The organism is Pseudomonas abieticivorans (assembly GCF_023509015.1).
Lineage (GTDB): Bacteria > Pseudomonadota > Gammaproteobacteria > Pseudomonadales > Pseudomonadaceae > Aquipseudomonas > Aquipseudomonas abieticivorans.
Map to the genome: position 1 here is coordinate 5,448,030 of NZ_CP094975.1, position 20,360 is coordinate 5,468,389.

Here is a 20,360-nt window from a genome sequence, read left to right on the forward strand (position 1 = left end):
CGATGGCCGCCGGGCGCTGGGCAAGCCGCCTCAGTGGCTGAGCAAGGTCCAGGTGCCGTTCTTCACCTGGATCAGCTCGCGGCCACGTTCATCAAAGCCGCTGTGGTCTTCGGCGCTCATGGTGTAGACGCCTTGGGTGCCCGCCAGCTCGTGCGTCTGCTCCAAGGCATCGCGCAGTGCCTGGCGGAAGGCCGGGGTGCCGGGCGCGGCCTTGGCCGCCGCCACGGGGATGGCCGCTTGCAGCAGCAGCCCGGCGTCATAGGTGTTGGCGCCGAAGGTGGCCGGCTTGCTGCCATTGAGTTTTTCGTAAGCGGCGATGTAGTCGCTGGCGACCTTCTTGGACGGGTTGCTGTCGGGGATTTCGTCGAGTACCAGCATGGCGCTGGCGGCCAGGATAGTGCCTTCGACTTTCTTGCCGCCCAGCTTCAGGTAGTCGGGCAGGGCGGCGCCGTGAGTCTGGTACACCTGGCCGCGAAAGCCCTGGTCGAACAGGGTGGTTTGTGGCATCACCGCAGAGCTGCCAGGGGCGGCGATCAACACTGCATCGGGGCGGCTGGCCAGCACTTTCAGGCTTTGCCCGGTGACCGAGGTGTCCTGGCGCTGGAAGCGCTCGCTGGCGACGATCTTGATGCCGTGCTCGGCGGCCAGGGCGCTGGTGACCTTGGCCCAGTTTTCACCGTAGGGGTCGGCGGTGCCAATCAACGCGAGGGTCTTGATGCCCTTGGCGTCCATGTTCTGGAACAGCGCCTTGGCAATCAGGTCGTCGTTCTGGGTGGTCTTGAATACCCACTTCTTGTCGGCCGTCATCGGCACCACCACGGCGGCCGTGCCTACCGGTGCCAGCAGCGGCACCCCGGCTTCGGCGGCGAACTGGATCACGCCCATGGCGTTGGGCGAGCCACTCGGGCCGATGATCGCATCCACATTGTCTTCGCTGATCAGCTTCTTCAGCGCCTTGACCGTGGCAGTGGGGTCGCTGCCGTCATCCAGGTCGATGTAGGTGATCTTCTGGTCGCCCGCCATGCGCGGCAACAGCGCCACGGTGTTCTTCTGCGGGATGCCAACCAGGGCGATGGGCCCGGTGGCCGAGGTGATCACGCCCACCTTCACGTCGGCCTGGGCAAGGCCTGCACAGGCGGCACTCAACAACAAGGTAGACACAGCTTTCTTCAAGCGCATGGGTTTCTCCGAAGCGTGAGGAGGGCGAAGCCGGGTTCGGGAACTGACTTCAGCAAAGGTGACAGGGCGATAGCAGGTTGCATGCCAGCAACGGGCTGTGCGCCGTGCCGAGGCGGTGCCCGGCGTAGTAGTTGAGCCGGGTCGGCTGTGCGGAATTTCTTACGATGCGCGCGTGGGCAAAGGTCGAGTGAAAACCCCTTGGAGGCGAGCAGGGGCAAGGCTTTGCCGAGCGGTGGATGGCGATAAAAAGCGCTTTGTTTTTTTGAATTTATTTAGCGATTTTTACCGTAAAAATCCGCTTATTTTTTACGGTAAATTTCCATTAAATATTTATCCAGTTCAGGGCTCGTCTACCTAGGTTCGAGCACGGTGGTAGCGGCGTTATTAAGTATAGATATCTCTATAAAAAACATATAAAACAGCTAGTTAAGTCAATTTTTTGCGAGATTAAAGGCATTTCGGCCAGCTTTTGTGCTGTTACCAAAATGCACGTGAACGGTGCATTCGGTAAAAAATTGCACCCAAAATACTCACTTATTTTTTGCCAAAAAATTAATTGACAATTCACGTAAAAATTACGATTTTAGATTTAAGCGCTCGGCAGGCCACGGTCCGTTGAGCTCATGGTGTGTGGCGCCATCGGCGTCGTCTTATTCAATAGGTGATGGCATGACAATCGTCGTCCAAGATTTGGCCCTAGGTGGCAACGGCCTGAGTGTGATGATCAAGGACACCCTTGATATCGCAGGCCACCCTACCTGTGCTGCGAGTGCGGCCCTGGCCGATGCACCTGCCGCCCTGGCGCATGCCCAGGTGGTCAAGGATGTGTTGGCCGCAAACTGCCGAATCATCGGCAAGACCAGCCTGCATGAACTGGCCTTTGGTACCACCGGCATCAACCAGTGGGCCGGTACCGCGCTCAACCCGCTGTACCCGGCGCGCATCCCCGGGGGCTCGTCCAGCGGTTCGGCCGCTGCCGTGGCCGCGGGCCTGGCGGACTTTTCCATCGGCACCGACACCGGGGGTTCGGTGCGCATTCCGGCCGCCTGCTGCGGCGTATGGGGCTTGAAGCCGACCTTCGGCCGGGTCAGTCGCCAAGGTGTGATGCCAGCCGTCAGCAGCCTGGATTGCGTGGGCCCGTTTGCCGCTGATAGCGAGCGGCTGATTGCCGCGATGCAGGCCATTGATCCCAGTTTCAAGGCACTGCCAGCGGTGGCCCACCTGAACATTGGCGTGGTGCCGGTGCAGGCCCACCCTGAAGTACAAGCGGCCGTGGATGCAGCCCTGCAAGGCAGCGGTTTTGCCTTGCATGAGCAGCCGTTGCCCGGCATGGCCGCGGCCTACGACGCGGGCCTGGTGGTGATCAATCGCGAAACCTGGAACGCCTGTGGCCACCTGCTGGCCACCGGCAAGGTAGGCGCCGACATCGCCGGGCGCCTGCAAGCGGCGGCCGACACCTCGGATGCAGCTCTGGCCACCGCCGAACAGGTGCGCCAGGCGTTTACCGCCCAAGTCGATGCGGCCCTGGCGCGCTTCCCGATCCTGGCCATGCCGACCATGCCCGACTACCCGCTGCTGCTCAGCGAAGCGGCTGACACCCGCGCCGTGATCGGCATGACCGCCTTCGTGCGGCCCTTCAACCTTTCCGGCCACCCGGCCCTGACGCTGCCGTTGATCGGCGCTTCAGGCTTGCCGGTGGGCCTCCAACTGATCGCCGCCAAAGGCGCGGACGAACTGCTGTGCGCAGTCGCCCGCGAACTGTCGCGCCGCCTAGCAAGGTAATCCTGCATGTCTATTCCAGAGAGCCCCATGACTGCACTCAGCGCGTTGGAACGCCCAAACCCGGTGGCCATCACCCAGAGCGACGCTTTCGTGCAACTGCTGGGTGAGATTCGCCAGCGCGCGCGCACCGGCGAGTTCGATGAGCAAAAGCACATCAGCCAGGACATCATCGAGCGCTTTCGCACCCTGGGCGTGTATCGCGCCCTGGTGCCCAAGCGCTTTGGTGGCGAGGAACGCTCGCCCGGCGAATTCTGCCGCATGGTCGAGGACATCGCCCACGCCGACGGCTCCGCCGGCTGGGTGGCCAGCTTTGGCATGAGCCCGGTGTACCTGGCTGCGCTGCCGTTGGCCACGCTTGAAAAAATCTATGCCGATGGGCCCGACGTGGTGTTTGCCGGCGGCATCTTCCCGCCGCAGCCTGCGCAGTTCGTCGACGGTGGCCTGGAGGTCAATGGCCGCTGGAAGTTTTCCAGCGGCTGCATGGGCGCTTCGCTGATCGGCGTGGGCATTGCCCCGCGCAACGGTGACATGCTCGGCCTGCCGCGCCTGGCGGTGATGCCACGGGAAAAAGTGCGCATCGAGCAGACCTGGGACGTGGTCGGGCTGGTGGGTACCGGCAGCCATGACGTGGTGGTCGAAGGCGTGGTGGTGCCCGAGGACTGGACCTTCGTGCGGGGCGGTGCACCGACCCTCAGCGAGCCGTTTTTCCGTTACCCCTCCTTGAGTTTTGCGACCCAGGTGCTCTCGGTGGTCGGCCTGGGCGTGGCCCGTGCGGCGCTGGATGAACTGAGCGGCATGGCCAGCGGGCGCATCTCGGTGACCGGTGCGCCGTCGTTGTCCGACCGGCCCCTGGCGCAAGTGGAGATGGCCAAGGCCGAAGCCTCCCTGCGCTCGGCCCGCGCCTGGTTCTACGAGGCCATCGATTCGGCCTGGGCCAGTGTGTTGGCGAACGAGGCGGTGTCGGTGGAGCAAACCAACATGCTGCGCCTGTCGTCCACCCACGCCTCGCGCGTGGCAGCCGAGGTGGCGCGCACCGCGCAGATGCTCTCGGGCATGAGCGGGGTGTACCGCAGCAGTCCCTTGTCGCGTTTCGTCAATGACGCCCAGGTGATTACCCAGCACGCCTTCATGGGCGACATGACTTACCAGAACGCCGGCGCGATCTTCTTCGGCAACAAGCCGTTGCCTGGCTACCTGTGACCTTTTCCAACTCACGTATCGGTGATTGTAATGAGCGATAAAAAAACGTTGCGCGTGCTGTTCTGCATGGGCATCAACCAGAACTTCTTCGACGCCCCGCGCGAAGAACAACTGCAGGTGTGGGCTGCATTCAGCGAAATGTGGAACGCCATCCACGACCTGCCAGGGGTGACCGTGTTCGGCAACATGGACGATGACCAGAGCATGGTCGGCCCCTCCACCGGCTACCCCTGGACCACTTACCTGCTGGCCGACGTGCCCGGCATCGAGACGGTGCATGCCGCCTGCAACCTGTTTCGCACTACCCCGGTGGGCGACGGCACCTACAAGCTGTGGAAATACACCAAGGTCGAGGCCCGTACCGGCCGTGAACTGATCATCCAACGCTGAGCGAGCCCTTGCCATGAGCGATCGACTTCACCTGCTGGAACAACGCCTGGCACTGCTGGAAAGCGAGCAGGCGATTCGCGCCTGCATGAACCGCTACATGCTGTTGTGCGACGAACTGGGCGCAGGCTCGCCCCTGGACGAGCTGGCCGGCCTGTTCACCGAGCACGCCACGTGGCAGGGCAAGGGCGCCCGTTACGCCAAGAGCTTTGGCGGCTACCAGGGGCGTGAAGCGATCAGGGCGATGTTTGCCGGGTACATGGTGGAGCCTGCGCACTTTGCCCTCAACGTGCACTTTTTGACCTCGGAGTTGATCCAGGTGCGCGGTGAAGCGGCCAGTGGCAGTTGGGTGATGTTGCAAACCTCGACCTTCGCCAGCGGCGCTTCGCACCTCAACGGCGCCCGCCTGAGCGTGCAGTTCGCGCGCCAGGCCGGGCAATGGCGCATGGCGCACTTCCAGACCGAGAACCTGTTCAGCCGCCCCGTGACGGCTTGGAACAGCGACGCTCACCTGCCCGTGCCGGGCGCTGCTCAATAATATTTAGGAAACCGACCGTGACGACCCTGATCGATACCCTGAACCTGGACCCATGCCCCGCAGACCTGGTGCTGGCAGACCGTGTCCACACCTCGCTGTACACCGACGCCAAGATCTTCGACCAGGAGCTGGAAAAAATCTTCTACCAGACCTGGATCTGGGTGGGCCACGTCAGCGAAATTCCGGACGCTGGCAGCTACAAGACCACCTTCGTCGGCAAGCAGCCGGTGATCGTGGTGCGCGACCGCAAAAAAGACATCCACGTGTTGCTCAACCGTTGCCGCCACCGTGCGGCCACCGTGTGCGAGCACAAAAAGGGCAAGACCAACAGCTTCGTCTGCCCCTACCACGGCTGGAGCTATGCGTTGGACGGTTCGCTGCGTGGCGTGCCGCACCCGGAAAGTTACGCCGATATGCTCGACAAGGGCGACCACCCGCTGGTCAGCCTGCGCGTGGAGCAATACGCCGGGATGATTTTCGCCACCTTCAAGGATGACATCGAGCCGCTCGAGGACTTCCTCGGCGCGGCAAAAAAGTGGATGGACTTGTTCATGAAGCAGGGCGGCGGCTACCCGATCAAGGTGGCCGGCGAGCATCGTTTTCGCTTCCCCGGCAACTGGAAGATCCAACTGGAAAACACCACCGACGCCTACCACTTCCCCCTGGTGCACAAGTCGTTTTTGTCCTCGGTGGACAAGCAGACCGAAGAGATGCTCGATTTCGTCGGTGGCACCGGCTATGTCGAAGACCTGGGCAACGGCCACAGCGTGATGGTGATGATCCCCGACCTGATCGACCTGGAAGCCAACCTGCAACTGCCGATCCCCGAGCGTTTCGAGGAGCTGGCCGGGCAGCTGCGCGAGGAAGGCCATGACGAACAGGCCGTGCGCCGTATCGTGCGCGCCGTGGGTGGGTCGGGCTTCAACCTCAACCTGTTCCCCAACATCGCCTGCTCCATGGCGTTTTTCCGGGTGCTGCAACCGATCGCCGTGGACGAGACGGAGATCCATCACGCGGTGATCACCATGGACGGCGGCCCGGCCGTGGCCAACCGCTACCGCCTGCGTTTGCACGAACACTTCCAGGGGCCGATGGGCTTTGGCACACCCGATGATTCCGAGGCTTGGGAGCGCGTGCAAAAGGGCGCAAGCGCCGGCCAGGACCTGTACATCATGCTCAACCGCGGCCTGGCCGGCGAGCAGAAAACCGAGGACGGCCTGGCCGGTGACGTGAGTGCCGAAACGGGCATGCGCGCAGGCTACCAGCAGTGGAAAAAAATGATGTCGGTGAAGGGGTAACGAACATGTCGAATCTGCAATTGCTCAACCAGGTCACCGCCTTCATCTGGCAGGAAGCGGACATGCTCGACCACAGCGAGTTCGATGCGTGGCTGGACCTGTACACGCCGACCGCCACTTACATCATTCCCATCGACCCACTGGAAACCGACTTTGAGAACACCCTGAACTACGCCTACGACGACCATCACATGCGCAAGTTGCGCGTGACCCGGTTGACCAGCGGCGAGTCGATCTCTACCGCGCCGCGGGCCCGCACCGTGCGCTCGCAGTCGCGCTTTCGGGTGCTGGGCGAGGAGGGTGGGGTGGTGACCGTGCGCTGCGCGCAAAACCTGCGCGAGTTCCGCAAGGATGTGCTCAAGCACTACACCGCCGACGTGACCTTCCAACTGGTGCGCGACGGCGACAGCTTCAAGATCCAGCGCAAGCTGATCCAGTTGATCAACTCCACCGATACCTTGGCCGGTATCGGCTACATCCTCTGAGGGGCGGAACATGACACAGGTAGCCATCGTCACCGGTGCCGCCCAGGGCTTGGGCTTGAGCATCGCCCGGCAACTGTTCGGCGCAGGCTTTGCCGTGGTGCTCAGCGACCGTTCATTGGACGGCGCCCAAGCGGCCGCCCGGCAACTGGACCCCAGCGGCGAACGCGTGCTGGCGCTGAAACTGGACGTTGCCAGCAAGGCCGATTTCGAGGCAGCGCTGGCCGCCGTGCTGGCGCGTTTCGGCGCCCTGCACGTGGCGGTCAACAACGCCGCCATGACGCTGACCACGCCGGTGATGCAGATCAGCCCCGAGGAGTTCGACCGGGTGGTGAGCACCAATCAGCGTGGCACCTTCGTCGGTTGCCAGGTGTTCGGTGCCTACCTGGCCGAGCAGGGCTATGGGCGGATCATCAACATGGCCTCCCTGGCCGGGCAGAACGGCGGCACCGCCACGGGGGCGCATTACGCCGCCTCCAAGGGCGCCATCGTGACCCTGACCAAGATCTTTGCCAAGGAGCTGGCGGCGCGCGGGGTGACGGTGAACGCCATTGCCCCAGGCCCCATCGAGTCGCCGGCGGTGCGTGCGGCCGTGCCGCCCGAGCGCCTGGAAAAACTGATCGAAGGCATCCCGGTGAAGCGCCTGGGCGACGCCGACTTCATCGGCAAGCTGGTGGTGCAACTGGCAGGCGAGGACGCCTACTTCACCACCGGCGCCACCTGGGACGTCAACGGCGGCCTGTTCATGCGCTGAGCCCCTGGGCCTTGCGCACACTTATTTTGCGGGAAGCTGGGACATGAGTGATCAAGTAGTGAAAGTCGTGGTGCGCAAGCGCCAGGAACAAGGCGACGGCGTGGTGGTCCTCGACCTAGGCGACCCGACGGGCCTGCCCTTGCCGGCCTTCGAAGCCGGTGCCCACGTGGACATCCACCTGCCCGGCGGGCTGGTGCGCCAGTACTCGTTGTGCGGTAACCCGGCCGAGCGCTCGGTGTACCGCTTGGGCGTGCTGAAAGACCCAGCCTCGCGTGGCGGCTCGGTGGCCGTGCATGAGCACTTGCTCGAAGGCCAGCAAGTGCAGATCAGCGTACCGCGCAATCTATTTGCGCTGGCCGCGAAGGCTCGCCATTCGATCCTGATCGGCGGCGGCATCGGCATTACCCCGATGGTGGCCATGGCGTACGCCTTGCAGGCCCGCGACAGCCAGTTCGAGTTGCACTACTGCGGCCGTTCGCGCAGCCGCAGCGCGTTTTTGGATGAGCTGCAACAGGCCGATTTTGCTGCCTGCGTGCACACCCATTTCGATGACGAGGCGCCTGCTCAAAAACTCGACCTGCCGGCGGTGCTCGGCGCGCCGGGCGCCGATGTGCATGTGTACGTGTGCGGCCCGGCCGGTTTCATGGATTGGGTCATTGCCCAGGCGCTGGAAGCCGGCCATGCCGACGATCACATCCACCGCGAGTACTTCCAGGTGGAAGTGGACAACAGCGGTGCCGGCTTTGAAGTGGTGGCCTCGCGCAGCGGCAAGAGCGTGCAGGTGGCCGAAGGGCAGACCATCCTCGAGGCGCTGGCGGGGGTGGGCATCAAGATCGACATTTCCTGTGAGCAGGGCGTGTGCGGCACTTGCCTGTGCGACGTGCTAGAAGGCGAGCCGGACCACCGCGACGTGTACTTGACCGACGACGAGAAGGCCGCCAACGACCAGATACTGGTGTGTTGCTCGCGGGCCAAATCGAAAAAACTGGTGTTGGATATCTGACCCCTGGAGGGCAAACCCATGGTCGACACGACTGGATTTCGCAATGCAATGGCGCTGCTCAGCGGCGCCGTTTCAGTCATCACCACCGACGGTGCGGCGGGGCGTTTCGGCTTTACCGCCTCGGCGGTGTGCAGCGTCACCGACCAGCCGCCCACGCTGCTGGTGTGCATGAACCGCGCTTCGCACTCCAACGTGCATTTCAAGACCAACGGTGTGCTCAGCGTGAACGTGCTGACCGCCGAGCACCAGGCTATTTCCGGGGTGTTTGCCAACCGCGACATGAGCATGCCAGAGCGGTTTTCCAGCGCCCACTGGCACACCCTGGAAAGTGGCGCGCCACTGCTCGATGAGGCACTGGTCAGTTTTGACTGCCGCATCGCCCAGGCCCACGAGGTGGGCTCGCACACGATTTTCTATTGCGAGATTCTCGATTTGAAGGTTGGCGAGTCCCAGGAAGGCTTGGTGTATTTCAACCGCGCCTATCACCGCTTGAGTAACGCCTGTAACTGATTGACGGTTTCAGCCACAACCGCTTTTACAACAATAAGAATATCCCGACACGCATCGGGAGTGCGGATTTTTTTACTGTAGCGCCCGGTTAACAGGGTGCGCAGTGCTCACTGCCGATGTTCTTTCTTATATCAACTCTGCTCCGATAACTCAGTGCGGTTAAGCACACTCATAAATGGGGATGTCAGATGTTTCAAGAAAAGAAGTTTGGCCGTGGTGTGTGCTGTTTGAGCATGGTCGGTGCCTTGTCGGTGCCGGCTTTGGCGCAAGCGGATGTTGTCGACGACAGCCACTTGAGCCTGGATTTGCGCAACTTTTACCTGAACCGTAATTACACAAAGTCTGCGGCGCCGGTCAACGAAGTGCACAGCTGGTCCCAGGGCTTCGACCTGCAGTTCACGTCGGGCTACACCGACACGCCGCTAGCCTTTGGCCTGGACATAGACGCCCAATATGCGCTGCGCCTGGACTCGTCGGGCAACGATGGCTCGCTGCCCTACAGTGTCAGCGACCAACAGACGGCAAAGAACCAGAGCCGCGCCGGTGCGACGTTGAAGATGAAATACTCGAAGACGCAACTGAAGGTCGGCGACATGCGCCCGCAGTTGCCGGTGGCCTTCGATGACACCAGTCGCCAGTTGGACACGATCTACCAGGGGGCGGTGGTGGAGTCCAAGGAACTGGACGGGTTGACCTTGACCGGCGGGCAATACTGGTCGGTGGTGACGCGCGAATCTTCCAATCACGAAAAACTCTACAAGTGGGGCACTACCGATAACCTGGACAGTGACGGCCTGAACTTTGCTGGCGCCACCTACGATATCAATAAAAGCCTGCAGGTCAGTTACTTTTATGCAGTGCTGGAAGATATCTACAAACAACATTATTTCGGTATTACCCATAAAGCCGACCTGGGTGATGGCTACAGGCTTAAAACCGACTTGCGCTACTTCAATAACAATGAAGATGGCAAGGCTCTGGCCGGCGTGGTGGACAACCGCTCGTATGGTGCGCTGTTCAGCTTGAGCAAAAGCGCCCACACCTTTGGCGTGAGCTACCAGCGCATGCTCGGTGAAAGCGTGTTCCCAACCCTCAATGGCTATATCCCGCAGCCTTACCTGGTGCACTGGTCGGCCCTGGCCTTCGTGCGCCCGGGTGAGCAGTCGTGGTCGGCGCGCTACGCCTACGATTTTGCCGCCCTGGGCGTTCCGGGCCTGAAGTTCAACACCCGCTACACCAAGGGCACCCACTGGAACCGTGGCGCCGGCTTGAGCGACAACGAGGAGGCCGAGCGCAACCTGGGCGCAAGCTACGTGGTGCAGAGCGGTTTCCTGAAAGGCCTGGGGTTGGATGTGCGCAATATCCAGGTCAAACAGAAGGTGGGCAGCGACTACGACGAGTACCGTTTCGCGACCACTTACACCTGGAAGTTCTGGTAATTGCCCGAGGTTCGACCCTGCGCAGATGGCCGCTGCCCATGGCGGTCGGCCCTGCCGGGTATAACGGCCTGCTGCACCGCGATGCGGACATCCTGATGGGCTGCACGGCGGCGGATCGACTGAGCCGTAAGTGGCTGTTCGGCCGCACGCGGCCTCACGCATTCAAGGACACTCATGAAGCACTATGAATTGATTACTTTCACCTTGCGCGTGCGCACCACGGCCCAGGCGTTGGCGTGCCTGGAACCGGTACTGCGCGATGCCAGCGGGGTGTTGATTGGTTGCTGGGCCTCGGAAATAGGCGAACTGAATCAGGTGGCCGTGTTGCGCGGCTTTGCCGATGAAACCCAGCGCCAGGCCGAGCGAGAGCGTTATCTGCTGGCCCACGATGCCTTTGGCATCGAAGCGTTGCTGCTGGACATGCATGTGGAGGACTACACGCTGTTCCCCTTTGTCGAGCCGTTGCCCCCCGGCCGGCACGGGCCGTTCTACGAACTGCGGGTGTACAACCTGATTCCTTCTGGGTTGGCACCCACGTTGGCGGGCTGGGAGCAGGCCATCCGAGCGCGCACCGCAGACGGTTATTCACCGGTGCACGCTGCTTTCTACGCCACCTGTGGCCGCACGCCGCGCTACCTGCACATCTGGCCCTACGCCTCATTGGAGCAGCGCCTGGAGGTGCGCACCCGGGCGGTCGCGAACGGCGTTTGGCCCCCCGACAACTCCGGGCCGCAGTTACGCGAGATGCGTTCGGGGATTTTCCTGCCGGCGGCGTTCTCGCCATTGCAGTGATCGGGCATTGCCGAGGTTCAAGGGGCCATGCCACGATGCGTATTTGACGATCAAAGGAATGACCGCATGCAGATCTCGCGCTGGGCCGCCGTGATGGTGCTGGCCTGTTCCGCTTTCGCCATGGTCACCAGCGAGTTCGCACCCATCGGCCTGTTGTCGCAGATCAGCGCGGATTTAGGTAGCGATGCGGCAAGCGTGGGCTGGAGCGTGACCCTGTATGCCTGGCTGGGCGCGCTGTGCGGTTTGTTATCGCCGCGCCTGCATGCCCATGTGCCACGGCGGGCTTTGCTGACGGGCCTGATGTTGACGCTTGCGGGCTCCAACGCGGCGGTGGCGGTGGCGCCGAACTTCGCAGGCTTCGGCCTGGCGCGGGCGGTGGGCGCGGTGGCCCATGGGCTGTTCTGGGCCAGTGTCGCGGCGTCGGCTGCGCAACTGGTGCCTGCACGGCGCGTGGGCCTGGCGACCTCGTTGGTGTTTGGCGGCATTACCGTGGCCACAGTGTTGGGCGTGCCGCTGATCAACCTGTTGGGTCAGGGTTACGGTTGGCGCAGTGGCTTTGCCGGGCTGGCCGGTTTGTGTGTGCTGATGGCGCTGGGCGTGGGCGTGCTGATGCCCAGGGCGGCAGTCACTGCGCAGGCCACACCTGCGCGAATGGTCGAGGTGTTGCTGCGGCGTGACCTGTTGCCGGTGTACGCGATCACCGCGCTGACCGCCGCCGCGCATTTTTGCGCGTTCACCTTTATCGAGCCTTACATAAGCCTGGTGCGTGGTATATCGGCGTTCGAAGTCGCAGCCTTGCTGTTTGGCTTCGGCCTGGCCGGCTTGGCGGGTAATCTGTTGACGGCCTGGCTGATTGACCGGCACCTTCAGGCCACCTTGCTGGTCGCCATGATCACGATGTGTCTGGCATTGCTGGCACTGGGCGGGGGCGGCCCTGCCATGGGCCTGGTACCGGTGAGTATGCTGTTGGTGCTGTGGGGCGTGGCCATCGCCATGCTGTTTGCCGGGTTGCAGGCCTACGTGCTGCAGGTCGCCGGCAGCGCGACCCTGGTCGCGGCCGCGCTGCACACCGCGGTGCTGAACATGGCCATCGGCGTGGGCGCCATCATCGGCGGCCTGGCGCTGGGCACCTGGCACCTGGGCAGCGCCATGCTGCCGGCGGCGTTGATCGCGCTGCCGGCGGTTTACCTGTTGCGCCGCCTGGCGGTGCGCAACCCATTGCCCGTAGGCGCGGACTTATCCGCGAACAGCGCACCGCGCAGTGCCAGGTAGAGTGCGGGGGCCCTTTCGCGGATAAATCCGCTCCTACACAAGCGCGCGATTTTCGGTGGCGCTTTGGCGCCTAGTCAGTTCTATCTCGCGATCAAACGCCGTGGTCAACGAAGCCTGGTGGGTAATGCCCACCACCCGGCACTGCGGCAGTGCGCGCCTGAGCAGGGCCAGCAACTGCGCCGCCGTGGGTTCGTCCAGCTGGCTGGTGGCTTCGTCCAGGTACAAGGTGCTTGGGCAGTACACCAGCGCTCGGGCCAGGGATAGGCGTTGCTGTTCGCCGCCACTGAGCTGGCGGGGCCATTCGCAGCACTGGTCAAGGTCCGCCGCCAGCGCGTGCAGGCCGACTTGGCCCAAGGCCTGGCGCAGCAAGGCATCGGGCGGCAGGTCGGTGGCCGGGTAAGCCAGCAGTTGGCGCAGCGCCAGGGTCGGCAAATAAGGCTGCTGGGGCAGCAGCAGGCTGCGCCCGGCAGGCAACTGCCAGTGCCCACGGTAGTACGGCCACAAACCGTGCAGGGTGCGCAGCAGGGTGGATTTGCCCAGGCCGCTGCGGCCTTGCAGGCGGACCCATTCGCCGGCCTTGACGTGGGCATGCACGCCGGCCAGCATCGGGCTGCCATCCGGGTGGTGAATGTCCAGGTGCTGGATACGCAATTGGTCACCGTGGGCCTCAGCGCGCAGCGCCGGGCGGTTGGCCTCGATGGCCTGTTGGAACTGGCCAAGGCGTTCTACCGTGGCACTCCATTCGGCCAAGCGCCAGTACATCTGGATAAACCAGCTGAGCGAGCCCTGCACGGCGCTGAACGCACTGCGGATCTGCATCAGGCCGCCCAGGGTGATGGTCTTGGCTAGAAAGGCGGGCAGCGCGGCGAACACCGGGATGATCAGGCTGACCCGGTCGTAGCTGACGGTGAAGAACGACAGGCTGCGCTGGCGGTTCATCAGCCGCCGCCAGTTCTGTGCGATGGCCGTGAAGCGTTCGCCGAGCACCTGCTGCTCTGCCGCCTCGCCCCGGTAAAGGGCGATCTGCTCGGCGTGCTCGCGGTTGCGCATCAGCCCGGTACGAAAGTCCGCCTCGCGCCGTTGCTGCTCGTAATCGAGGCCCTTCAACGGGCGACCAATGAAGTGGGTAATCAACGTGCCCAGCAGGGTATAGGCCACCGCGATCCACACCAGGTAACCGTGTACTATGAATTCATGGCCGCCGATCGTGAACTGCTGCACACCCGACAGGCTCCAGAGGATGGTCACGAACGCGCCCACCTGGGCCATGTTGGCGATAAACGAGACCAGCAGTTCGATGCTGCGCCGAACCAGCAGGTCGATGTCTTCGGCGATGCGCTGGTCGGGGTTGTCAGGCTCATGTTTAAGGCCCATGCGGTAGTAGGCCTGGTCGCTGAACCAGGCCTGCACAGTGTGCTCGGTCATTGCCCTACGCCAGCGCAGCACCAAGGCCTTGCGCAGCCAGTCCAGGTACACCGTGACCAGCACGTACATCGCGATGTAGCCGGCGTACTGGCCCATCAGCCCATACAAGGCATCGGTGTCGAACTGGCCCAGGGTGTCGTAGAAGGTCTTGCTCCAAGCGTTGATCAGTACGTTGATCTGTACCAGCAACAGGCCCATGCCGATCAGGCTGGCGAGCATCAGCCAGGCCAGCCACTGCTGGCGGCTGCGCCAGAACGGGCTGGCCAGGGCGATAAAGGTTCGTAGGGTATTCATGGTTGGGCCTGCGCGGTGACAGGGGCGGGCAGCAGGCGCAATTGCACGGTGTTGGCGTCCAGGGCCAGTTGCCGAGCCAGGGCGCGCAGTGATGCAAGGTCCAGTGCATCGGCCAGGCTTGCTTGTTGGCTGAGGTAGCGCGGGTCGCCCCACTGGCGCTCGCTGAGCATCAAGCGGCGCAATTGCGTTTGCGGGTCCTGGCGGCGCAGGTTTTCCTGTTGTTGCAGGTGCGCGCGCAGGCGCTTCACGTCGGCCTCGGTCAAGCGCTTGGGCAACCGTGCCAGTGTGGCCTGGGCGCGCTGCCACAGCTCCTCGACCCGCGCAGGGTCGCTGGTAAAACTCAGCCGGCTTTCGATGCGCTGGGTGTCGGGGTTCAGTTCGGCGTCGTAGTCCAGCCGATAGATGCCGGTGGCTTCGGCGCGCAAGGCGGTTTTCAGCTGCTGGCGCACCACCTCGCGCAAGGCCGCGACACGCACGGCATCCTCTGGGCTCCAGCGCCGTTCGCTGTAGCGTTGCATCTGCAGGCTGGCGCGCGGCTCCACGGCAATGGCCAATTGCGCCTGGCGCTGGCCGGGCTGCTGCACGGCGCTGGTGCCGATCAGCGCTTTGCCGCGAGGGATGGCGGCCAGCTCGCGGCTGACCAGTGCCTCAAGGTCTGCCACGGGCACGTCGGCCATCAGGTAGTACGTAACCGGTGCCTGGGAGAGCTGCTGCCAGTCACGTTCCAGGTCCTGGGCTTGCAAGGCCTGCAAGGTGTCGGCGTCGGGTGAAGTACCGGGTGCCTTGCCGGCCATCAGCAAGGCGCTCAAGCGCTCGGCCTTTTGTTCGCTGATGCTGTCGTGCTGGCGTTGCAGGCGGCTGAGCAGGTCGGCCTGGGCCTCTTCGAACAGCAACGGGTCGATCACCTGCGCCGTCTGACTCAGGCGATACCCTTGCAGCAACCCGGCCATGGCGCCGGGTGTCGGGGCGGCGGTCAGGCTGATGACCAGGTGCTGGGCCTGCTGGTCCAGGCCCAGCGTCAGGGCCTGGCCGCGGCGCCATTGCTGCACCGCGTCTGCCGACCAACCCGGGGGGCCGCTGTTAATTGCCAGTTGCGTGGCCATCTGCGTGCGCCAGGCCAGCATGCCCTGGGCCATGAAGCCGGCCGAAGATTGGGCCTTGAGCACATAGCGGCCTTGTTCACCGTTGCGGCGCAACCACACCAGGCGGTCGCCATTGCTTAAGGCCCAATGCTCCACCTGCTCGGCGGCAAAGCGTTGGCGTTGCACGATGCGGCCGCCGCCGGCCGGCGCGGGTAGCGTGGGCAGGGCAGGGGCTGTGGCCGCCGTCAGCTGCCGGGTTGCGGGCGCCGCCAAGGGCTGCTGCTGCAACGCCGCTTGCTGCTGCAGCACCTCGCTGACGCTGGGCAGGCGCAACGGCGAAAGGCCCGGCGCGCTGACCTGCAGCACTTGGTCGGGGCTGCCTAGCCAGCGTCGCAGGCGCTGGTTGACCTCGGCCAGATGAATGCCGTCAAGCTGGCTGAGGTAGGCCTGGGCGATGTCCTGCGGGCGTTGCACGACCTTGTCCTGGATGGCGGCGTCGTTAAGGTCGGTGACCCATTTTTCGAAGGTCTTTTCAGTGGGCGTGTGCTGCATGCGCAAGGCCAAGCCGCGGATCTGTTCGCGCTCGGCGTCCATGTCCGCTTGCTGCAGGCCATGGCGACGCAAACGTTCCAGCTCGCTCAGCAGTTGCGTTAGGGCCTGCGCGTGATGGTTGGCGTCCACGCCGGCTGCCACGCCCAACACGGTGGATTGATCGCCGATCGTGGTTTTTTGCGCCGTCAGGCTGCGCACGCCGCTGCCCAGCGGCTGGCGACGCAGTTGGCTGACCAGGCTGGACAGGGCCAGGCGGTCGATGATGCGTTCGCGCAGGCCGGCAAGGCTGTTGGCGCGGCTGGCCGGCTCGTGCAGGCGAAACAGCAGCGCCACCTGATTGCTGCCGCTCTGGCTGTCCTGCAGTTGGAACACCTTAAGTTGGTTGTCCAGGGGCAGGTCGCGTTGCCCGCGTGGCGGCATCGGGGTGGCGGGGTGTTTGCCGAAGGTGAGTTCCAGGCCCGCCAACACAGTTTGAGGGTCGATGTCGCCGACCACCGTCAGCACCATGTTCTGCGGCTGATACCAGCGCTGCTGGTAGGCGAGCAGGGCGGGCAGGCGCGCCTCGCGGATGGCCGTTTCATTGCCGATGGTACGGTGGGCCGGGTAGCGCGAGCCGGCACGTTGGCTGGCGGTGCGTTGCTGATTCATGCGCTGGGCCACACCCAGGCCGCCGCGCCACTCCTCGATGACGATCGGCCGTTCGTGGTCAAGGTCGGCCGCGCTGTAATCGGCCGCGAAGGCCAAGTCGGCCAGGGCTTCGAGCGCTGGGTTGATCTGCGCGCTGCCGCCGGTGGGGCTGAGCAGGTACTGGGTGCGGTCGTAGGTGGTTTGTGCGTTGAAGTGCTTGCCCTGTTCCCAGCCCAGCGCCTGCAGGCGGCTGCGCACGGTGCCCGGTTGTTGGCCGTGGCTGTAGAACGCCAGGTGCTCGACCAGGTGGGCGACGCCGATCTGGTCGTCGTCCTCATCCACCGAACCTGCTTTGATGGTCAGGCGCACATCCACCCGGCCGGCTTGGGCGGTTTCGCGCAGCAGTCGGTATTGCAAGCCGTTGGGCAATTGCCCCTGTAGCACGCGCGGGTCCCACGGCAGGGGTTTGTCCGGCGCAAGCATCGATGCGCAGGCGCACAGCAACAGCGGGCCGAGCAGGCCCGCGATGAGTTTGTTCATCAGGTTATCTCGAGTTTTTCAGGGGGCGATTAAAAGCGGTAGCCGACTTCCAGCCAGAACTGGCGGCCGGTTTCATAGGTGGTACTGCCGCTGCTGCCGACGATGCCATTGACCTTGTCGGTGACGTTGGTCACGTCCACGGCCACGAATACCGCCTGCTCGGGGCCGGTGGGCACTTCCCAGTTCACACGCATGTCCCAGGTGGGGGCGCCGGCCACGCGGCTGGCTTCGTACACCTTGAGGGTTTCACCGTCGATGTCGACGGTGTCGCTGGTGCTGACGATCTGGTCGTACGGCCCGCGGTAGCGCAGGAAGTTACTCAGGGTCAGGTTCCATTGGGGGATTTCGGTGATGGCGGTCAGGCGCGCGGTCCAGGGGCGGTTGAAGTCCGCGGCCGGCAGCTCGCTGTATTTCATGCGCTGGCCGTCGTAGATCACGTCGCTGTCGATGTATTCGTTGGCGGTGACGATGTCGTCGTAGGTGCCGTAGGCGTCCTTGGTGCGCGACCAGTCGAAGGCCAATTGCAGGCTGGTGCGCGTGCCCCGGAACTGGAAGTCCTGGATCGGGGTGATGCTCAGGCTGACGTTGTCGCTCTCGCTGTAACCGTTGTTGGTGTAAGTGTAGTAATTGGTGGTGTAGCCATCGGCGCTCGCCAGGCTTTGGGTACCGGCGCTGGCGCGCACGATCTTGTCCTTGCCGGTGCGGTGCACGTATTTGAGGCGAAAATCGGTGTCCAGCCAGCGTTGGTCCAGGCCCAGCATCAATTCGTCGTCGTAGGGGATGTCCAGGGTCGAGAACTTGTTGGTGTTCTTCTGCACGGTGGAGGTCCAGGCCCCGGTGTAGCTGCTGCGGGTCTGGGTGGTGTTCAGCTCGCCGCGACCGTCTGCCAGCCGATACTTGAACAGGTTGCGGCCGTAGTAGCGGTTGGCGCCAAACACCAGCACGGTGCTGCGGTCACCGAAAAAGTCGTAGTCGCCGGCAAAGCGCGGGGCGATGGTTTTTTTCTCCATGTAGTCGTCGCCCTCCAGCCGCACGCCGGGGCGTAGGCCCAGCCTGCCCAGTTGCAGGCTGTCTTGCAGGTAGTAGGCGTACTTGTTTTCATCGACGCTGATCTTGCCCGCGCCGTAGATCACCCGGGTGCTTGCCCATTGCCGGCTGGAGCCGTTGAGCAAGGGGCTGACCGAGCACAGGCTGTCGCCGGTGGCACAGGTGGTGCCGTTGTCGCGCCGAAAGCCGGACACCGAATTGACCGTGGTGGGCCGCTCCCATTCGGCGGCGGTGTGGGTCAGCTCCAGGCCGCTGACAAAGGTGTGTTCCAGGCCCCACAAGGTGACCGGCAACCAAGCCGACTTGAGCGAGTACGCCAGGCTTTTCTGGCTTTGCTCAAGGTCCCCGAAGCCACCGTCCACGCTACGAGCGGTGCTGCTGTCGGGGTTGCCCCAGTTCTTGGCCGGTGACCAGTACCAGAAGGTGACGTCATCGGCATCGGCGTCACGCGAACTGGTCAGTTGGGTGACCGACAAGCTGTGGGTCCAGGTGGCCAGGTCGCCGCTCCAGGTGGCTTTGAGGTTGCCCTGGTAGCCGCCGTTCTGGGTGGTCCAGCCGGAGTTCAGGCGGTCTTCGACAAAGTAGCTGTTGTCTTCGGGTGCGTAGGTGAACGAGGTGTCCAGGGTCAACCGGTCATTGACGTTCCAGTAGGTTTTGATCAGGTAGTTGTCCAGGCGCCGGGTTTGGTCGCGGGTCTGTTTGCCGGTATCGCTCTGGTAGCCATCGGCGTAGGCGTTGAGCGGGATGGTGGAGCGCTTCTGGGAGAAGTTCAGGATCGCGCCGAAGTCTTCAGTGAGGTGGCCTTCCAGGGTGCCACGCACGGTCAGCTTGTCGAACTCTGGCTGGTACTGCTCGTTGGACGCGTTTGCGAAGTCGTCCTGGTCGGCTTCGCTGATGTGGTAGCGGGTCCATTCGGAGCGGGTCATGGCCGCAGAGATCTTGCCGTGCAGCGTCTGGGTGGGCTGGCGGGTGATGGCGTCGACCACGCCGCCGTTGAAGCCGCCGTATTCGGCTGGCACGTTGCTGTCGTACACCCGCACTTCCTTGAGCAGGTCGGCGTCCAGGGCGATGCCGTGGGAGCGGCTGGGCGAGGAGTCGAACTGGCGCACCGCGTTGTAGTCGTGGGCGCCGGGGTCCAGGTCGTTGTTGATCGACACGCCGTCGATCATGAAATTGTTCTGGTAGTACTTGGCGCCGTTGATGCTGATGTCGGCCGGGGCGATTTCGCCTGGGGTGTTGGAGCTTTGCGCGGTGTTGCTGAACTGCACGCTGGGGTGCATTCGCAGCAAGGTGGTGATGTCGCCGTTGGCGCCCGGAAAGGCCTGGATGGCCTGCTGGCTGATCACGGTTTCGCCTTGGTAGCTGTTTTCCCGGGTATTGCCCAGCACCACCGTGTTGCCGATTTCCATCGGCCCATCGATATCGGCCTGGGCATCGGTGCGGCGGAAAATCAAGCTGGCGTACTGGTAATCCCAACTGACGCCGGTGCCTGTCAGCAGCCGGTCCAGTGCTCTTTGGTTGCTCAGGGTGCCGCTGACCGCAGTGGACGTGCGCCCGGCCAGCAGGGTGGCGTCGACGGTCACCTGCAGGCCACTTTGCTGGCCAAAACTGATCAGCGCTCCGGCCAGCGCCTGGGCCGGGATGTCAAAACCGTGGCTGCTTTGCAGCGCGCTGTCGATGAGGCGGGCAGGCTCGGCGGCGTACAGGGGCAGGGCGGCAAATGCAACGCACAGGCCCAGGGCCTTGAGGTTAACCCGCGCGCCGAAGTGCCTGCCCGTGCGGCCGGGCCGTGGAAGCTGCTTTGCCATGATCGTGTCCCCGAGTGAGCCATTGATGCTCACAATTCATTGAATGCGAATTGATCGCAGTTGATGTACGGGGCAATGACGGGGTAGCTCGGGGGATTTTCAGGAGAATATGAAAAAAAGTTCAGGAATGTTTGGGTGGGGGGGATTGAGTGAGGGTGTGTGGGCCTGTCTCAGGATTCAATCAAGGCCACCACCGGCCGCCCGCGCGGTGGACAGGCGTCGCCTGCAGTGCATTTAAAAAGCGTTCAACTTCAATCCCGCAGGCATTGGTGCGTTGCAACACATGTGGGAGCAAGCTTGCTTGCGAATAGTCCCAGGCGGCCGGTCTCAGCAACACTTAAAATCCTGA

The 20,360-nt window shown here is 63.5% G+C and carries 17 protein-coding genes; 13 read left to right on the top strand and 4 right to left on the bottom strand.

What is annotated here, in order from left to right:
• Nucleotides 1–30: 30 nt before the first annotated feature.
• The gene (locus tag L9B60_RS24745) at nt 31–1,179 is read right to left on the bottom strand and encodes an ABC transporter substrate-binding protein (RefSeq protein ID WP_249673598.1); all 1,149 of its coding nucleotides are present in this window, start codon (nt 1,177–1,179) and stop codon (nt 31–33) included.
• Between the two features lie 97 nt (nt 1,180–1,276).
• On the opposite strand from L9B60_RS24745, the gene L9B60_RS24750 reads away from it, so the two are divergent.
• The 13 genes from L9B60_RS24750 to L9B60_RS24810 all read left to right on the top strand — a co-directional run bounded on the left by L9B60_RS24750 (nt 1,277) and on the right by L9B60_RS24810 (nt 12,636).
• Nucleotides 1,277–1,537 carry a hypothetical protein gene (locus L9B60_RS24750; RefSeq protein WP_249673599.1) on the top strand — a complete coding sequence of 87 codons (261 nt, stop codon included), beginning with the start codon at nt 1,277–1,279 and terminating at the stop codon, nt 1,535–1,537.
• 311 nt (nt 1,538–1,848) lie between these two features.
• Nucleotides 1,849–2,961: an amidase gene (locus L9B60_RS24755; RefSeq protein WP_249673600.1), complete on the top strand. Its 1,113-nt coding sequence runs from the start codon at nt 1,849–1,851 to the stop codon at nt 2,959–2,961.
• A 27-nt stretch (nt 2,962–2,988) separates the two neighbouring features.
• Nucleotides 2,989–4,161, top strand: a complete 1,173-nt coding sequence (locus tag L9B60_RS24760) for an acyl-CoA dehydrogenase family protein (protein ID WP_249673601.1) — start codon at nt 2,989–2,991, stop codon at nt 4,159–4,161.
• 30 nt (nt 4,162–4,191) lie between these two features.
• Complete coding sequence (locus tag L9B60_RS24765; RefSeq protein WP_249673602.1) at nt 4,192–4,551, top strand: IacB protein; 360 nt, start codon at nt 4,192–4,194, stop codon at nt 4,549–4,551.
• A gap of 13 nt (nt 4,552–4,564) precedes the next feature.
• On the top strand, nt 4,565–5,086 hold the full coding sequence (locus tag L9B60_RS24770; protein WP_249673603.1) for a nuclear transport factor 2 family protein: 522 nt from the start codon (nt 4,565–4,567) through the stop codon (nt 5,084–5,086).
• 17 nt (nt 5,087–5,103) lie between these two features.
• Nucleotides 5,104–6,384, top strand: a complete 1,281-nt coding sequence (locus L9B60_RS24775) for an aromatic ring-hydroxylating oxygenase subunit alpha (protein WP_249673604.1) — start codon at nt 5,104–5,106, stop codon at nt 6,382–6,384.
• A 5-nt stretch (nt 6,385–6,389) separates the two neighbouring features.
• On the top strand, nt 6,390–6,869 hold the full coding sequence (locus tag L9B60_RS24780; RefSeq protein ID WP_249673605.1) for an aromatic-ring-hydroxylating dioxygenase subunit beta: 480 nt from the start codon (nt 6,390–6,392) through the stop codon (nt 6,867–6,869).
• A gap of 10 nt (nt 6,870–6,879) precedes the next feature.
• Nucleotides 6,880–7,620: an SDR family NAD(P)-dependent oxidoreductase gene (locus L9B60_RS24785; RefSeq protein ID WP_249673606.1), complete on the top strand. Its 741-nt coding sequence runs from the start codon at nt 6,880–6,882 to the stop codon at nt 7,618–7,620.
• A 43-nt stretch (nt 7,621–7,663) separates the two neighbouring features.
• Nucleotides 7,664–8,623, top strand: coding sequence for a PDR/VanB family oxidoreductase (locus tag L9B60_RS24790; protein WP_249673607.1), 960 nt, complete (start codon nt 7,664–7,666; stop codon nt 8,621–8,623).
• Between the two features lie 18 nt (nt 8,624–8,641).
• On the top strand, nt 8,642–9,133 hold the full coding sequence (locus L9B60_RS24795) for a flavin reductase (RefSeq protein WP_249673608.1): 492 nt from the start codon (nt 8,642–8,644) through the stop codon (nt 9,131–9,133).
• A gap of 233 nt (nt 9,134–9,366) precedes the next feature.
• Nucleotides 9,367–10,572: an OprD family outer membrane porin gene (locus L9B60_RS24800; protein WP_438866157.1), complete on the top strand. Its 1,206-nt coding sequence runs from the start codon at nt 9,367–9,369 to the stop codon at nt 10,570–10,572.
• Between the two features lie 174 nt (nt 10,573–10,746).
• Nucleotides 10,747–11,364: an NIPSNAP family protein gene (locus tag L9B60_RS24805; protein WP_249673610.1), complete on the top strand. Its 618-nt coding sequence runs from the start codon at nt 10,747–10,749 to the stop codon at nt 11,362–11,364.
• A gap of 66 nt (nt 11,365–11,430) precedes the next feature.
• The gene (locus L9B60_RS24810; RefSeq protein ID WP_249673611.1) at nt 11,431–12,636 is read left to right on the top strand and encodes an MFS transporter; all 1,206 of its coding nucleotides are present in this window, start codon (nt 11,431–11,433) and stop codon (nt 12,634–12,636) included.
• 33 nt (nt 12,637–12,669) lie between these two features.
• Here the strand turns inward: L9B60_RS24810 and L9B60_RS24815 are convergent, their stop codons facing one another.
• The 3 genes from L9B60_RS24815 to L9B60_RS24825 are packed head-to-tail and all read right to left on the bottom strand — an operon-like array spanning nt 12,670 to nt 20,011.
• Nucleotides 12,670–14,355 carry an ABC transporter ATP-binding protein/permease gene (locus L9B60_RS24815; RefSeq protein WP_249673612.1) on the bottom strand — a complete coding sequence of 562 codons (1,686 nt, stop codon included), beginning with the start codon at nt 14,353–14,355 and terminating at the stop codon, nt 12,670–12,672.
• Nucleotides 14,352–17,156 carry a M16 family metallopeptidase gene (locus L9B60_RS24820; protein WP_249673613.1) on the bottom strand — a complete coding sequence of 935 codons (2,805 nt, stop codon included), beginning with the start codon at nt 17,154–17,156 and terminating at the stop codon, nt 14,352–14,354. The genes L9B60_RS24815 and L9B60_RS24820 overlap by 4 nt, the downstream gene beginning before the upstream one ends.
• Nucleotides 17,157–17,185: 29 nt before the next feature.
• Nucleotides 17,186–20,011 (bottom strand): TonB-dependent receptor, encoded by a 2,826-nt coding sequence (locus tag L9B60_RS24825; protein ID WP_249673614.1) that lies wholly within the window; start codon nt 20,009–20,011, stop codon nt 17,186–17,188.
• Nucleotides 20,012–20,360: the final 349 nt, after the last annotated feature.

Excerpts from the sequence above, each read along its gene's own strand:
- L9B60_RS24800 (WP_438866157.1), top strand. The coding sequence starts at position 9,367 with ATGGTCGGTGCCTTGTCGGTGCCGGCTTTGGCGCAAGCGGATGTTGTC.
- L9B60_RS24825 (WP_249673614.1), bottom strand. The coding sequence starts at position 20,011 with ATGGCAAAGCAGCTTCCACGGCCCGGCCGCACGGGCAGGCACTTCGGC.
- L9B60_RS24790 (WP_249673607.1), top strand. The coding sequence starts at position 7,664 with ATGAGTGATCAAGTAGTGAAAGTCGTGGTGCGCAAGCGCCAGGAACAA.
- L9B60_RS24755 (WP_249673600.1), top strand. The coding sequence starts at position 1,849 with ATGACAATCGTCGTCCAAGATTTGGCCCTAGGTGGCAACGGCCTGAGT.
- L9B60_RS24780 (WP_249673605.1), top strand. The coding sequence starts at position 6,390 with ATGTCGAATCTGCAATTGCTCAACCAGGTCACCGCCTTCATCTGGCAG.
- L9B60_RS24785 (WP_249673606.1), top strand. The coding sequence starts at position 6,880 with ATGACACAGGTAGCCATCGTCACCGGTGCCGCCCAGGGCTTGGGCTTG.
- L9B60_RS24765 (WP_249673602.1), top strand. The coding sequence starts at position 4,192 with ATGAGCGATAAAAAAACGTTGCGCGTGCTGTTCTGCATGGGCATCAAC.
- L9B60_RS24795 (WP_249673608.1), top strand. The coding sequence starts at position 8,642 with ATGGTCGACACGACTGGATTTCGCAATGCAATGGCGCTGCTCAGCGGC.
- L9B60_RS24815 (WP_249673612.1), bottom strand. The coding sequence starts at position 14,355 with ATGAATACCCTACGAACCTTTATCGCCCTGGCCAGCCCGTTCTGGCGC.
- L9B60_RS24745 (WP_249673598.1), bottom strand. The coding sequence starts at position 1,179 with ATGCGCTTGAAGAAAGCTGTGTCTACCTTGTTGTTGAGTGCCGCCTGT.
- L9B60_RS24805 (WP_249673610.1), top strand. The coding sequence starts at position 10,747 with ATGAAGCACTATGAATTGATTACTTTCACCTTGCGCGTGCGCACCACG.
- L9B60_RS24770 (WP_249673603.1), top strand. The coding sequence starts at position 4,565 with ATGAGCGATCGACTTCACCTGCTGGAACAACGCCTGGCACTGCTGGAA.
- L9B60_RS24820 (WP_249673613.1), bottom strand. The coding sequence starts at position 17,156 with ATGAACAAACTCATCGCGGGCCTGCTCGGCCCGCTGTTGCTGTGCGCC.
- L9B60_RS24760 (WP_249673601.1), top strand. The coding sequence starts at position 2,989 with ATGACTGCACTCAGCGCGTTGGAACGCCCAAACCCGGTGGCCATCACC.
- L9B60_RS24810 (WP_249673611.1), top strand. The coding sequence starts at position 11,431 with ATGCAGATCTCGCGCTGGGCCGCCGTGATGGTGCTGGCCTGTTCCGCT.